The following is a 14,024-nucleotide window of genomic DNA, read 5'->3' on the forward strand; positions in this document are numbered from 1 at the left end:
TTACCTAAGTAATGTAAGCGTGACTTCTATCGAATTATCAACAAAAGATCGATTTGGACGAGATTTCAAGATTACGGTCAGTCCAATTAACGATACGATAAGCGCTTGTGCGGTAGCTTTCGCGTCTATACTCGAATCGAGTTCACCTGATTGGATGCCTCGCTCGATCGTTTCTTGAAAGATGACAGAGAGGTACATTTGGTGTTCCCTTGTCAAAATCTCAAATTTCTCATCATGAGGGGCAAGTTCGACCATGGTATTAATGCAAAAGCATCCGCGGCTGAGACTTTCTGTATATTCCTCGTCGGCCACCTCTTTAAAAAAATGGCGAAAAGCCTCTTTTACGGATGGTTGGTTTTGAAGCTTTGTTCGTACCTCCGAAGCACGAGACATCGTGTATCTGCGTAGTGCGGCTTCGAACAATTCTTTTTTGTCCCCAAAGGTTGAGTAAATACTTGGACGTTGGATACCCATTCGGGAAGTTAAATCACTCAATGAGGTAGCTTCATACCCCTTCTCCCAAAAGAGTTGCATAGCTGCATCTAGTACCTTTTCTTCGTCAAATTCGCGTGTTCTTGCCATAAAGAGTTCCTCTCATTACTCATGTATTCGAATCTATGTAACGCCAATAGAGTTTTTTGTACTGAATGGTATTTTATATTTTATTGTTTTTTAGCTGTCTTGTCAATTTCAGGGCGGTTTATCCTAACCTAAAAAGAATGCTGTTGACAGAAAAAGAAATAGTGGGATATATTTACTGGGCATCATAACGTACCGATCGGTATGTTATTTTGCTCTAAACGTAAAATGAATGGAGGGAAGGTGAAGACAGATGGAGGAGACTATTGAAAAAGTAACGGCCAAAGCCGATAGGAAGGCGGATTCAGCCCAAAGCGCTCCTATGCCTCGCTATGTAACACTATTGTTTGCGGTTGCTTGCGGGATGTCAGTTGCGAATATCTACTTCGCACAACCACTACTTGATCATTTGTCGATTGAGTTCGGAATTGACTATTCCATCATTGGGATTCTCATTACCCTTACTCAAATCTTTTATGCAGTAGGACTGTTATTGCTTGTGCCACTTGGCGATTTATTGAACCAGCGCCGCTTGATTATCGGTCAGATGTTTTTATCTGTGGTAGCGCTGGTTATCGTAGGGACTGCCTCCACCAGCACGGTACTATTCGCAGGTATAGCTGCGGTGGGATTGCTTGCCGTTGTGACGCAGACGATCGTTGCATTCGCGGCGACAATGGCTGCTCCTGCTGAGCGAGGCCGAGTGGTTGGAGTAGTTACAAGTGGAATCGTCATTGGCATACTACTAGCGCGAACCATTGCAGGAGTTTTAACAGATCTTGCGGGGTGGCGTTCCGTATATCTGGCCTCTGCTGCATTTCTATTGGTAATGGTTTGCGTATTATTTCGGGTATTGCCAAATAGGGAGCGGGAGGTAAAGCCGTTATCCTATCTCCAGTTGCTGGGATCGGTACTGATGCTGTTCGCACAAGAACGGCTATTACGTATTCGCTCTGTTCTGGCTATGCTGATTTTTGCTGCGTTTAGCATTTTGTGGACGCCATTGGTACTGCCTCTGAGTGCGCCGCCATTATCTTTGTCGCATACGGCGATCGGGGCGTTTGGTCTCGTAGGAGTTGCCGGAGCGTTAGCTGCAGCAAGGGCAGGGAAGCTTGCAGATCGAGGCTATGGACAGAGAACGACGGGCTTTGCTTTAAGTCTATTGTTACTATCCTGGCTGCTAATCAACTATATAGAACAGTCGTTATTTGCCTTGGCGATAGGTATTGTTTTGCTTGATTTGGCGGTGCAGGCCGTGCATGTCACGAATCAAAGTATGATCTTCACCTTGGGGGCAGAGGCGCGGAGTCGGCTCACAGCGGGGTATATGGTTTTCTATTCGATCGGCTCTTCTGCTGGCTCCATTGCCTCGACCTATACATATGCGCATTTTGGTTGGGAGGGAGTGTGCTTGCTCGGAGCCTCTGTCAGTGCTTTGGCTCTGGTGTATTGGGCAGTGACTTCCAGAGCTGTTGACTGAAACAATTTTTGCAAAAGGAGAGATGGTTTGTGGAGATTGGTATTACTTCGTTTGTGGAAACCACGCCGGATGTTCAGACAGGTGAAGTGATGAGCCACGCACAGAGATTGCGTGAAGTTGTCGAGGAAATCGTCCTCGCTGATCAGGTTGGGCTTGATGTATTTGGCATAGGTGAACATCATCGCAAGGATTATGCTGCTTCTTCTCCAGCAATGGTGCTGTCTGCGGCTGCGTCACTGACAAAAAGGATTCGGCTGACCAGTGCAGTGACAGTGCTTTCTTCGGCTGATCCAGTGCGTGTTTTTCAAGATTTTGCTACACTCGATGGTATTTCAAATGGACGGGCAGAGATTATGGCGGGACGGGGTTCCTTTATCGAATCTTTTCCTCTGTTTGGCTATGACTTGAATGACTATGATGAGTTGTTTGATGAACATTTGGAACTACTCCTGAAAATACAGGCGTCCGAAAAAGTAACCTGGAGGGGCGGTCATCGACCAGCTATTCAGAATTTGGGCGTGTATCCACGGCCCGTTCAGAATCCTTTACCCATATGGATTGGCAGCGGAGGCAATCAGGAATCTGTAGTTCGTGCAGGTCTGCTGGGATTGCCACTGATGCTGGCGATCATTGGTGGAAGTCCGCGGCAGTTTGCACCACTTGTGCAGCTTTACAAGAAGGTGGCCACGCACGCTGGTCATGACGTATCGCGGCTAACGGTTGGGTCACATTCACTAGGGTTTGTTGCAGAAGATACGGAACTGGCGGCAGATACATTCTTTCCTTCTACACAAGCAGGAATGAATAAAATCGGAAGGGAGCGGGGCTGGGCGCATTATAACCGTGCTAGCTTCGATGCCGCACGCAGCTTCGAGGGGGCATTGTATGTGGGGGATCCGGAGACGGTTGCTCAAAAGATCATCCACCTTCGCAAACATGTAGGCATGACGCGCTTTATGATGTATGTGCCGATATCCACGATGCCGCATGATCAGGTAATGAGAGCCATTGAGCTGCTAGGAACAGAGGTAGCGCCTCGGGTGCGAGAGGAAATAACCAAGTGGGAAGCAGAGACACATCAGGAATCAACATTTGCTTAATGGAGGGATTCACGTGGATTTTCATAGTCGGGTACTACCGGAATTAAGACAAACATTAGCGCAATTCCCTGGTTTTCAACTCGAAGAGAATTTGGAGTCGAGCAGGGCTATGCTGAAAAATCCGCCTATTATGAAGTCAGAGCATGTACGTACCACAAGTCGAATGATTCAGGGCGCAGCAGGAGAGATGCTAGCCAAAATATACGAGCCCGCCCAGCGAACAGGCAGCAAGCTTCCGGCCATGCTGTGGATTCACGGAGGAGGCTATGTGCTGGGGCACCCCGATATGGATGACGCTCTATGCGAACGCTTCGTTCAAGTGGCTAATTGTATCGTCGTATCGGTCGATTATCGTCTGGCTCCCGAGCACCCTTATCCAGCAGCGATCAATGACTGCTACGCCGGTTTAACGTGGATGACGGGCGAAGCTGAGTCACTCGCCATCGATCTAGATCGGGTTGCGATTGCTGGTGCAAGTGGGGGAGGCGGGCTGACCGCAGCACTTGCTTTAATGGCCCGCGACAAAGGCGGACCGGCGCTTATCTTCCAAATGCCGTTGTATCCGATGATCGACAACCGTAATCGTACAGCGTCGAGCTATGAAATTGAGGCTGAAAATGCAACCTGGAACCGGACAAACAATTTGGCTGCGTGGAGTATGTACCTGGGCGAAGGTGCCGACGACGATCATGTATCCGCATATGCGGTGCCATCGAGAGCAGAAAACTTGGCGGGGCTGCCGCCGACTTATACGTGCGTAGGACAGCTCGATCTGTTCAGGGATGAGACGATCGAATATGTGACGCGCCTTGCACAAGCGGGCGTAGACGTAGAATTTCATCTGTATCCCGGATGCTACCACTGCTTTGAAGTGTTTGTCCCCGAAGCGGAAGTGAGCAAGCGCGCCAGCCAAAGCTATGTGGATGCGATGGCGAGAGCGCTTAATCCTGACGTAATCTAAGAGACAAAAAGCACAACAACCGAACGAGGGCGATCTCGGTGATTGTTGTGCTTTTGTAAGCTCTTATAACCGCAGAGGTACAGAAATTTTCGGTCATCTTCTCATTGAATCGTTCCCTGTTTTTCCTCCATCACCTCATTGATTAATATGACGCCATGCGAAAGGGTCGTTCCGCCGCCGAATGCTCCGGCTACCGCTACAGTTTCAGCAATTTCTTTCTGAGAAACTCCATCGTTTCGAGCCGCTTCCAAATGATAGACAATGCAGTGCTCATTTCCGGAGTAAAGGGAGATGGCCAGTGCCTGCAAATGCTTATGCTTGGATGACAATTCACCGGACGAAAAGCATTGGCTGGTGAATTCATTATATGCTCGCAAGGCCTCTGGCATCAGCTGTCCAAAAGCTTGCAGTCCTTCACGATACTGTTTGGCTAAATAGTGCTCCATGGTTCCATTTCCTCCTATTTTAAAATCGCTGATAGTATTTCTTTGCTGGGAAAATTTCATACTGCTTATCCTTTATGGAGGTAGGATCACATTTCAAGTTACTTGATTTGTCACGTATTTTTCTTCTTCTTAGATACAAATATATTTGGTTATCAAGTATTTTCCTTGTAAATATAATTGTGGATATTATAAAAACATATTAAAATATATGAAGGTATCAACAAATGTAGCGTAAGGCAAGCGAGGTGAATAATCTTACTAATTAGCAGGAATGCTTGATAAGAAGTGAAGAGAATTTTAAGGGGCAGTTTTTGAATCAATAAAAATCAACATGACTAGAAGCTATCAGAAAATACCGCCAACAGCAGAGAGGAAGAGGAAGCTTACGTGGAAAACAAAGAACTGAAGAGGGGCTTGGAAGCGCGTCATATTCAGATGATTGCTTTGGGCGGTACGATTGGTGTTGGGCTATTTATGGGGTCAGCCAGCACGATCAAATGGACAGGCCCATCCGTCATGCTAGCTTATGCAATTGTAGGAATTTTTATTTTTTTCATCATGCGTGCAATGGGTGAAATGTTGTATATGGAACCAAGTACGGGTTCATTTGCGACCTTTGGGCATAAATATATCCATCCGTTAGCAGGTTATATGACTGCTTGGAGTAACTGGTTTCAGTGGGTCATTGTCGGGATGGCAGAGATCATCGCCGTCGGGCAGTATATGCAGTATTGGTTCCCGGATTTACCGCCTTGGATTCCAGGCATTATTGCCATGGTGATTCTGGGTGCAGCAAACTTGGTCTCGGTAAAATCATTTGGTGAATTTGAGTTTTGGTTTGCCATGATCAAAATTGTCACGATCGTTTTGATGATTATTGCAGGGTTTGGATTGATTTTCTTTGGCATTGGAAATGGTGGAAACGCAATCGGATTATCGAATCTGTGGGAGAATGGCGGATTCTTTACGGGCGGTTGGACAGGCTTTTTCTTCGCACTTTCCTTGGTGATTGGGGCGTATCAAGGTGTCGAGCTCATCGGGATTACCGCGGGGGAAGCAAAAGACCCGAAAAAAACATTAACGAGTGCGATCCAAAGTATCATTTGGCGTATTTTGATTTTCTATATCGGTGCGATCTTTGTTATTGTAACCGTTTACCCTTGGGATCAATTACAGGCAATCGGCAGTCCGTTCGTTGCTACTTTTGCGAAAATTGGTATTACCGCTGCTGCAGGTATCATTAACTTTGTCGTGATTACTGCTGCTATGTCTGGCTGTAATAGCGGGATTTATAGTGCAGGGCGTATGCTGTATACCTTAGGTGTTAATGGTCAAGCTCCGAAAATTTTTACGAAGCTGTCTTCGAATGGTGTGCCGTTGTTAGGTACGATTGGTGTGCTGATTGGTCTGGGCATTGGGGTTATCTTAAGCTATATCGCCCCAGAAAATCTCTTCGTGTATGTGTACAGTGCGAGTGTGCTGCCTGGTATGGTACCGTGGTTTGTCATTTTGATCAGTCAAATCAGATTCCGAAAAGCAAAGGGTGCTGAAATGGACAACCATCCATTCAAAATGCCTTTTGCCCCAGTGAGCAACTATTTGACCATTGCTTTTCTCATCATGGTACTCATTGGTATGTGGATCAATGATGACACACGCGTTTCCCTGATTGCCGGAATTGTCTTCTTGGCGATTGTGGTCATCAGCTTCTTTGCATTAGGAGTTAGCAAGGCAGTACCATTGGACGAGCAATCAAACAAGAAATAACGAAGGGGACCAACATTTGTTGGTCCTTTTTTTGTTCATCAAATCGCCTTTGTACGGCATACCTACTTCGTTTATCATTAGGATGACTGGACTGGTTAACCGTCTTCGGCTGCCAATGTCCATGCTCGTCAATGGGTAGACTAAAGCGGGATACTCATTCATGATCTGAGAAAAAAGGAGCATAAGAATGAAACAACGCAACTATACACCGATTATCGTTATTCTCACCATAGCGATTAACACGCTGATCGCCATCTTGTACTTCATGCCCAAGAACAATGATTTCAGCCATCTCGACCTGACGTTTCTGCCGTTTTTTAATGCAGTCATGAACAGTTTTACCTTTGTATTTCTGGTTGCCGCACTTGTTTCCATCGTGAAGTTCAAAAACATGAAGATGCATCGAGGATATATTTTTGCAGCTTTCTCCACAACAGCTCTCTTCTTGGTTTCGTATGTGATCTACCACGGAATGGCACCAAGCACTTCCTACGGGGGAGAAGGAATTCTGCGGCCGATTTATTACTTCATTTTGATTACACATATTCTGTTGTCGGCGCTTATCGTTCCATTTGCGCTGATTACGACTGCACGTGGACTCAACATGAAGGTGGAAAAACATAAAAAAATCGCCCGCTGGACGATGCCGATGTGGCTGTATGTCAGTGCAACGGGTGTCATTGTTTACATCATGATTTCTCCGTACTATTAATCCAAAAAAGAGCATTAGCTGCTATAGCTAACGCTCTTTTTTATGGCCAAAGCCTTTATATTTTCGATTCGCGTTTCTTAAACCAGCGTTTGGGCAGGAAATAAATGAACCCGGATACGACAAGAAAAGCCGTTAAGATGGAGATAATTTCTAACAGAGTCACATAGTTAAGGTCTTCCCATTCGCCCACATGCAGTCCGTAGAAGAAATCTAAAATGGGATCTTGTTTCAAGGCGGTGATGTGCCCTTCGGAAGAAACAGTCAGCCGCAGAATCGGCAGTTACCAGTCCCATTGGCTTTGTTTCATTCCAAGGTTCTCGGCGAGTATGGAAGCAATCGGTTGCTTAATGGGGGCAAGTGAATTTGCCGTGCAGCTGGATTCTGGCTGATAATTCAATTCCTGCGCTTTTTGAATATCAGCTTCGGCTAGATTGTTCGTTTTGTTTGCTTGCTCATAACAGGGCGGTGAAATATACGTCTTGTTTGTGTGCTCCAATATGATTCGTGTATCGGATGAGGGGCCTGCTTCAACAGGAATGGAAAGCACGCCAGTTACTACGACTATAGCACCAATGCCAATAAGAAGTCCTCGCTTCATCATATTCACTCCATCTATTTAGTAAGGGATTGTCCAAATGAGCCGATTTATTGTAACACCATATTTCCTAGTCAGTAATGGCTCATTATAGCTATTTACATGGAAAACCACCGCCTCCAATCGGAAACGGTGGTTGGTTATTCATTAAGAAATCTCTTTGCCGTTTTCGTCGACACCCAGAGCTTGTCGTGCCATGATCTTGAACTCTTCCAGCCCTGATTTCAACGCAAAGATGGCAAGAATGACGGGATACACGGATGTCATTTCTGCGATATGCTCATGCATACGCGGCCATACACGGCCTCCTGCTTTTTCATAGCGTTTGATGAAGTCAGCCAGGCCAGCATCTCCAAACAACATGTAAAAGACCGTAAAGTCCGTCGCCGGATCAGCGACCTCGGCCTCCGTCCAATCGAGGAGCCCCGTTACCTTTCCGTTTTCATCAACCAGGATATGCCCCGGATGGAGGTCACCATGCACGAGAACGGAGTGAGCAGGCCAGAATGAATCATCCGCAAACCATTTTTGCCAACGATCCCATAGCGCCCCAGAAACGCCAAAGACGCGTTTGACTTCATTCATCTTTTCTCGAAGGCTTGCTCGTGCTTCGTTAGGCTGCTTGACGCGGATACCAGCATCTCGAGCAAGGTCATGATGAATACCGTGTAATTCCACCAATGCTTCCGCCCACGTTTGTATGCACAGTTCAGGTAGAGATTCAGGATTCAAATACCACTCATAATTTTTTGTTTCCATATTGATCGTCGCCATCGGTGTGCCACCTAGGATCGGATAAGCGATGAATTCAGAGGTGTGAACCTGCCAATCAGGTACCTCGACACTGAGATGATTTGATACGAGATCTAACACCTTTTTCTCGTAACGAGCTGTTTCCACGACATCGTCCCGGCGCGGTTGACGCAATACCCATGGAATACCATCTATCGTACTTGCAAAAATCGCAAGGAAATCTAAGCCGGATTCATTCACCTTCACGGTAGTTGGGTCTACAAGGATTCCGTTATTTTTCGCGATTGCAAGCATTTGCTCTACATTGTTTTTTGACATAACAAAAACACCTCATTCATGAATAGTTAAAGTCAATCAAACACAAATAAACCCATACCATTCTGAGTTTTGAAAATGGCTGAGCCTACATGGGGTCTTGGCTATTTTAACGAAGTCTCATGAATGCGATGCCCATTGCAATGTCCATCATTGTACCCTCCTATAATTGAAAACAAAGATAGTGTACCATAGAATCTAACGAATAACGACGAGGAGATTAGCGTTGATGAAATTGATATCTTGGAATGTAAATGGACTTCGCGCATGCGTAAACAAAGGGTTTTACGAGTACTTCAAAGAAGCGAATGCCGATATATTTTGCTTGCAGGAAACGAAGCTGCAAGAAGGTCAAATCGAGATGGAGATCGGCGAGGAGTATCATCAATATTGGAACTACGCTGAGAAAAAGGGTTATTCCGGAACGGCTGTTTTTACAAAAATGGAACCACTATCTGTGCGTTACGGCTTGGAAGAAGACCATGAGCCTGAGGGGCGCATCATTACATTGGAGTTCCAGGATTTCTACCTGGTAACGGTATATACTCCGAATGCGAAGCGTGACTTGTCCAGATTGGATTATCGGCTGGAATGGGAGGAGCGGTTTCGGAACTACTTATTGCAGCTAGATGCGAAGAAGCCTGTGGTGGTTTGCGGAGATATGAATGTCGCCCATCAAGAGATTGATTTGAAGAATGCGAAATCCAATCGCAATAATTCTGGCTTTACTCCGGAAGAGCGTGAGAAGATGACGAATTTGCTGGCAGCTGGGTTTGTAGATACTTATCGATACTTTTATCCGGATCAGACAGATGCATATACGTGGTGGTCTTTTATGCCGAAAGTAAGAGAACGAAATATCGGGTGGCGTATTGATTATTTTCTTGCTTCTGAGAGACTGGCTCCGTCGTTGCTCAGTGCGGGAATTGACTCACAGGTGATGGGAAGCGATCATTGTCCGGTCGTGTTGGAGCTGGGGAACATCGAATAAAGAGCAGGAGGAAGGGAAGGATATGGGTAGTATGCCATGCCTGTAGTCAGCAATTGTGAGGGTGAGTGACCTGAAATAGCAAAACTGCCTATAATCAAACAATTAAGACGAAATTGGATATAAGTGAACTTTGATATGAGGGGGAGGAGTTTCGTACAATGACCATGTAAGACTTCTAATGAAGAGGGGATAGGATATTGCTAACCATGAATTTGTTACTAATTGCTTTTCTGATTGTTGCTACTGCTTTTTTTGTGGCAACTGAATTCGCAATTGTAAAGCTTCGCCCTAGCCGTGTAGACCAACTGGTCATGGAAGGGAGAAAGAATGCTCTTGCTGTTCAGAAAGTAGTTAGTAATTTGGATGGATATTTGTCAGCGTGTCAATTGGGGATTACGTTGACAGCCATTGGCTTGGGGGTATTGGGGAAACCGACGATTGAAAGCATCATTAGCCCATTTCTTACGCCTTATTTACCCGAACAAGTCGTTGCAGTTCTGTCGTTTGTGATTGCATACTCTCTCGTTACGTTTCTACATGTGGTTGTCGGGGAACTGGCACCGAAAACAGTGGCAATCCAAAAGGCAGAAGCGGTTAGCTTACTGTGTGCGAAACCTATTATTTGGTTCTATAAATTGATGTACCCTGCGATTTGGGTATTGAATGGCTCTGCTGCTCTGCTTGTGCGTTCGTTCGGTATGAAACCGACCAAGGAGCACGAAGAAAGTCACTCAGAAGAAGAGCTGCGAATCATTCTGACGGAAAGCTATGAGAGCGGCAAAATTAATCAGTCTGAGTATGGATACGTTAGCAATATCTTTGCCTTTGATGAGATGCTGGCCCGCGAGATTATGGTCCCGCGAACAGATATGAGCTGCTTGCACAAGGAATATACCCTTGAGCAAAATCTGCGAATCATGAAAGAAGAGCAATATACCCGTTTTCCGGTTATATCGCAAAACAAAGATCATATTATCGGGATGATTAACACGAAAGAGTTCTTTCTGAATTATGCCGATGATTCAAATTTGGATATGTCGAAGCTCATCCGACCGTTCTTGACGGTTTCAGAGGCTACACCTGTAAAAGATCTTTTGAAAAAAATGCAGAAACAAAGAACGCATATCGCCATCCTGATTGACGAATATGGCGGTACCTCCGGAATGGTTACGATCGAAGATATTTTGGAGGAAATCGTAGGTGAAATCCGTGATGAATTCGACGCGGAGGAAAAAGCCGAAATCGAAATCGTGGAAGAGAATAGCCATGTGATTGTCGACGGAAAGGTACTTCTCTCCGAGGTAAACGACTTGCTTAACGCCAATATTAATGAAGAAGAGCTCGATACTATCGGGGGTTGGCTATACAGTCAAAATTCTACGCTCAAAGAAGGTATCCAATGGCAATACGATGATCTCGTCTTTACGATCAGAAAGAAAGACAAGCATCGCATACGGAAAATTGAGATTCAGAAGGCAGCAGAAGTTCCAACTCGTGAGCTGCAGAATGTAACGTAATCAAAAGATGGGGGTGTCCCATCTTTTTTCTATATGACAGAAGGTAAGGAAACGGGGCCGAAGGATGCGGTCCCGTTTCTCTTATTAAGCGAGATTATATATAAACAATGTTGTAAGTAGGTTTCGTTACGCCGTTTGCGTACTGTTTCATGTCCACTAACTCTAGTTTGAGACGTGGCTTCACACTTCCAAATAGAGGGACACCTTCACCGACCATCACCGGATTCACTTTCAGCACTAATTGATCAATCAGTTGATGTGCCAGTAACGCTCCTGCCAATTCACCGCCCCCACATAGCCACAGCTTACCGTTTTCTTGCTGTTTGAGATTCTTGATAAATTCGATGGCATCGCCTTTGACCAGCTCGACTTCTTCATTGGACTCAAACTGCATGGAGTTTGAGAAAATATAATGCTTGATCCCCTTATAGCCTGGTTCGCCCGGCTTGGCCCCGAATTTAAACCCAAACTCGTAGGTTTTGGCGCCCATCAGCACAGCATCATATTCCTGAATTTCAGATAAAAAGTCCGGTACATGTTCTCCCTCAAATAAAAAGAGAGTGTTTTCAATATTTCCATCCATGATCCCTTGATCGGCAATGAAATTGTCTAACGATACGGCAACATGATAAATTAATGAGGCCATTTGGAGATCCCTCCTTTTTTCTCCACTCTATTTTATGTGAAACGATCTAGGGCTTGCACGCATTTTTATTTGAGCAAAAAAGGAAAGCATTTTTTATCAAAAGCGAAGAACCTTTTTCCTGAATGGCCTCTTTATAGGTGTCCCTCTTCTTCGTATTTTCAGTTTGTCCCCAACAGTTCTTTTAAGGTGTTATCAATAAACGCGGTATCAACAGGGTTAAGCCCAAACCCAGCCAAGTGTCCCCAGATTGATTCAATCGGCTTAAAAATTGCGTTAGGGATGTGCTTCGTCTCATATTCACTGTCTTCTGGCGTGAAATACAAATCAGTCCGTACGGGCATCACAACCGTTCGTGCCTGGATGCCTCGCAACGCCGCCTCAAAGTCTCCATTGTACGTATCATTTTGGCTAATGTCGGCATGTTGCCACGTCCACATCATCGCCAGCAAATCGTTTGCATCCGAAGGAACAAAGCTCTCCTCCCAAAATCCCGAGATAAATTCGGAAAGTGTCTCATAGCCCAAAGCTTTATAGCATGCCTCGCGGTAAAATGGCTGTGAAAACCCCCAACTCGCATAAACGCGCCCCAAGGTACGCAAGCCAACCTCGGGAGATGCTGTATACCGCCCGTTATTCCAAGCTATATCGGCCTGCAAGGCTGCTCGGATGCCTTCGATCAAGACGATGTTATGTGGCCATGTTTTTGCAGTTCCGGCAAAAGGAGCTAATCGTTCGACTATATCCGGGTAGCTCGCCGCCCAATGAAAAGCCTGAATGGCCCCCATTGACCAGCCGGTTGCCAGCGCAATTTTTTGGATGCCAAACTTCTCCGTAATGAGTCGATGCTGAAGTACGACATTATCGTAGATCGTAACGTGCGGAAAATTTGCCTGATCATACGGGCTTGCTGTATTGCTCGGGGAAGACGATAGCCCGTTGCCGAGCATGTTGGGAATGATGATAAAATATTGATTCGGGTTCAAAGCCTTATCTTCCCCGATGAGCCATTCGTTTTGGTAATGCTGGTCTCCAAACGATGTAGGAAATATAATGACGTTATCCTTGGCTGCGTTGAGCGTGCCATACGTTTTGTAAGCAATAAATCCATGTGGCAGTGTCACTCCTGATTGCAAGCGAACCTCTCCCAAGTGAAAAATGTCGTAATCCATCTCGTATTTCTCCTTTGTAAGCATGATTTTTTCAACTATAAACGTTCCCGTACAGGGGAAAGTCAAGGGAATGATAGATTGGGGTTTTTCCATGTTTAAGATCAGTGAATTTTCCCGATTGAGCAGAGTGTCCTTAAAGACGCTTCGTTTTTATGATCAAATTGGCATTTTGAAGCCAGCCGATATCGACAAAGAGACTGGCTATCGGTTTTATGCAGCAGAGCAATTGGTTACGCTCAATCGAATCCTCATGTACAAGGACTTGGGATTTACGTTGCAACAAATTCAGCAATTGCTGCATGAAGAGATGTCCCTGGAACAAGTGCAAGGCATATTCAGGCAAAAAGAAAGGGAAATGGAACAGCTACTTGAGGAAGAGCAAGCACGATTGAATCGAATCAAGGAGCGTCTTCTATCGATCGAGCAAAAGGGGTACGTAGAACAAGAGGTTGTCTTTAAACAAGTCGAAGCCCAAAAAGTGGTCTCGTTCCGTTCGGAAGGTACGGTGGAAGAGATTCCGATGCTTCTCGATCGGCTGGCTCATTATGCGGGCAAGCAGCAGAGAGGGATGCTTTCTCCCATCGTTTTGTGGAAGGAGTCGGAGAGAGACGAGACGGCATTCGAATTGGAGATCGGCTATGTACTCAAACAGGACATTCCCGTGCCATCAGACATGCTGGAAATACGTATGCTGCCAGAAGAGCCGATGATGGCCACCTTGGTCCAACGCGTAGAGCCATTTGTTCCTTCTACGGCCTGTATTGACTTGGCAAAATGGATAGAGCGCAATCAGTACCGGATCAAAAAAGATCAGCCGGGCAGAGAAAACTATCTGCAATCCCCACATGGGGGCGATACGTATGTAGAAGTACAAATTCCCATTGAATCTCCATGAAGAAGGCCAGTACCTGTATAGACGACGAGGTACTGGCCTTTTGCTTGTGTTCATTTGACGCTGGTGGAAGGCAAGTAGTACAGTAAGGTTGAAGGAAA

At 45.6% G+C, this 14,024-nt stretch carries 14 protein-coding genes; 8 read left to right on the forward strand and 6 right to left on the reverse strand.

The window, feature by feature from the left end; genetic code table 11:
- Complete coding sequence (locus ACKKE8_RS02165) at positions 1-582, reverse strand: TetR/AcrR family transcriptional regulator (RefSeq protein ID WP_409176721.1); 582 nt, start codon at positions 580-582, stop codon at positions 1-3.
- 250 nt (positions 583-832) lie between these two features.
- Between ACKKE8_RS02165 and ACKKE8_RS02170 the strand changes: the two genes are divergently transcribed.
- From ACKKE8_RS02170 to ACKKE8_RS02180, 3 genes are read left to right on the forward strand one after another with little or no spacing between them, the layout of a single operon-like run.
- The gene (locus ACKKE8_RS02170; protein WP_409176722.1) at positions 833-2,059 is read left to right on the forward strand and encodes an MFS transporter; all 1,227 of its coding nucleotides are present in this window, start codon (positions 833-835) and stop codon (positions 2,057-2,059) included.
- A gap of 29 nt (positions 2,060-2,088) precedes the next feature.
- Positions 2,089-3,159, forward strand: coding sequence for an LLM class flavin-dependent oxidoreductase (locus tag ACKKE8_RS02175; protein ID WP_409176723.1), 1,071 nt, complete (start codon positions 2,089-2,091; stop codon positions 3,157-3,159).
- Between the two features lie 13 nt (positions 3,160-3,172).
- A complete protein-coding gene (locus tag ACKKE8_RS02180) occupies positions 3,173-4,120 on the forward strand; it encodes an alpha/beta hydrolase (protein WP_409176724.1) in 948 nt (315 codons plus the stop codon).
- Positions 4,121-4,221: 101 nt separating this feature from the next.
- Here ACKKE8_RS02180 and ACKKE8_RS02185 read toward each other — a convergent pair whose 3' ends face one another.
- Positions 4,222-4,566, reverse strand: a complete 345-nt coding sequence (locus ACKKE8_RS02185) for a carboxymuconolactone decarboxylase family protein (RefSeq protein ID WP_409176725.1) — start codon at positions 4,564-4,566, stop codon at positions 4,222-4,224.
- 387 nt (positions 4,567-4,953) lie between these two features.
- Here ACKKE8_RS02185 and ACKKE8_RS02190 point away from each other — a divergent pair, with 387 nt between their 5' ends.
- Together ACKKE8_RS02190 and ACKKE8_RS02195 are read left to right on the forward strand one after the other, a co-directional pair.
- Positions 4,954-6,333 (forward strand): amino acid permease, encoded by a 1,380-nt coding sequence (locus tag ACKKE8_RS02190; protein WP_409176726.1) that lies wholly within the window; start codon positions 4,954-4,956, stop codon positions 6,331-6,333.
- A 187-nt stretch (positions 6,334-6,520) separates the two neighbouring features.
- Entirely contained in the window at positions 6,521-7,045 is a 525-nt protein-coding gene (locus tag ACKKE8_RS02195) for a DUF420 domain-containing protein (protein ID WP_409176727.1), read from the forward strand.
- Between the two features lie 280 nt (positions 7,046-7,325).
- Here ACKKE8_RS02195 and ACKKE8_RS02200 read toward each other — a convergent pair whose 3' ends face one another.
- Positions 7,326-7,643 carry a hypothetical protein gene (locus tag ACKKE8_RS02200; RefSeq protein ID WP_409176728.1) on the reverse strand — a complete coding sequence of 106 codons (318 nt, stop codon included), beginning with the start codon at positions 7,641-7,643 and terminating at the stop codon, positions 7,326-7,328.
- A 144-nt stretch (positions 7,644-7,787) separates the two neighbouring features.
- Positions 7,788-8,711: a macrolide 2'-phosphotransferase MphJ gene (gene mphJ / locus ACKKE8_RS02205; protein WP_409176729.1), complete on the reverse strand. Its 924-nt coding sequence runs from the start codon at positions 8,709-8,711 to the stop codon at positions 7,788-7,790.
- Positions 8,712-8,937: 226 nt separating this feature from the next.
- Here mphJ and ACKKE8_RS02210 point away from each other — a divergent pair, with 226 nt between their 5' ends.
- Both ACKKE8_RS02210 and ACKKE8_RS02215 read left to right on the forward strand, forming a co-directional pair.
- Positions 8,938-9,699 (forward strand): exodeoxyribonuclease III, encoded by a 762-nt coding sequence (locus tag ACKKE8_RS02210; RefSeq protein WP_409176730.1) that lies wholly within the window; start codon positions 8,938-8,940, stop codon positions 9,697-9,699.
- Between the two features lie 197 nt (positions 9,700-9,896).
- Positions 9,897-11,216 carry a hemolysin family protein gene (locus ACKKE8_RS02215; protein ID WP_409176731.1) on the forward strand — a complete coding sequence of 440 codons (1,320 nt, stop codon included), beginning with the start codon at positions 9,897-9,899 and terminating at the stop codon, positions 11,214-11,216.
- Between the two features lie 94 nt (positions 11,217-11,310).
- Here the strand turns inward: ACKKE8_RS02215 and ACKKE8_RS02220 are convergent, their stop codons facing one another.
- Positions 11,311-11,862: a dihydrofolate reductase family protein gene (locus ACKKE8_RS02220; RefSeq protein ID WP_409176732.1), complete on the reverse strand. Its 552-nt coding sequence runs from the start codon at positions 11,860-11,862 to the stop codon at positions 11,311-11,313.
- A 158-nt stretch (positions 11,863-12,020) separates the two neighbouring features.
- Complete coding sequence (locus ACKKE8_RS02225) at positions 12,021-13,031, reverse strand: alpha/beta fold hydrolase (RefSeq protein ID WP_409176733.1); 1,011 nt, start codon at positions 13,029-13,031, stop codon at positions 12,021-12,023.
- A gap of 91 nt (positions 13,032-13,122) precedes the next feature.
- Here ACKKE8_RS02225 and ACKKE8_RS02230 point away from each other — a divergent pair, with 91 nt between their 5' ends.
- Complete coding sequence (locus tag ACKKE8_RS02230; RefSeq protein WP_409176734.1) at positions 13,123-13,926, forward strand: MerR family transcriptional regulator; 804 nt, start codon at positions 13,123-13,125, stop codon at positions 13,924-13,926.
- Positions 13,927-14,024: the final 98 nt, after the last annotated feature.

Origin of the sequence: Brevibacillus fortis, from assembly GCF_046196545.1 — a bacterium.
Taxonomy (GTDB): domain Bacteria; phylum Bacillota; class Bacilli; order Brevibacillales; family Brevibacillaceae; genus Brevibacillus; species Brevibacillus fortis_A.

Coding starts and splice junctions, on each gene's coding strand:
- ACKKE8_RS02200 (WP_409176728.1), bottom strand. CDS start 7,643: ATGAAGCGAGGACTTCTTATTGGCATTGGTGCTATAGTCGTAGTAACT.
- ACKKE8_RS02225 (WP_409176733.1), bottom strand. CDS start 13,031: ATGGATTACGACATTTTTCACTTGGGAGAGGTTCGCTTGCAATCAGGA.
- ACKKE8_RS02195 (WP_409176727.1), top strand. CDS start 6,521: ATGAAACAACGCAACTATACACCGATTATCGTTATTCTCACCATAGCG.
- ACKKE8_RS02210 (WP_409176730.1), top strand. CDS start 8,938: ATGAAATTGATATCTTGGAATGTAAATGGACTTCGCGCATGCGTAAAC.
- mphJ (WP_409176729.1), bottom strand. CDS start 8,711: ATGTCAAAAAACAATGTAGAGCAAATGCTTGCAATCGCGAAAAATAAC.
- ACKKE8_RS02230 (WP_409176734.1), top strand. CDS start 13,123: ATGTTTAAGATCAGTGAATTTTCCCGATTGAGCAGAGTGTCCTTAAAG.
- ACKKE8_RS02165 (WP_409176721.1), bottom strand. CDS start 582: ATGGCAAGAACACGCGAATTTGACGAAGAAAAGGTACTAGATGCAGCT.
- ACKKE8_RS02170 (WP_409176722.1), top strand. CDS start 833: ATGGAGGAGACTATTGAAAAAGTAACGGCCAAAGCCGATAGGAAGGCG.
- ACKKE8_RS02220 (WP_409176732.1), bottom strand. CDS start 11,862: ATGGCCTCATTAATTTATCATGTTGCCGTATCGTTAGACAATTTCATT.
- ACKKE8_RS02185 (WP_409176725.1), bottom strand. CDS start 4,566: ATGGAGCACTATTTAGCCAAACAGTATCGTGAAGGACTGCAAGCTTTT.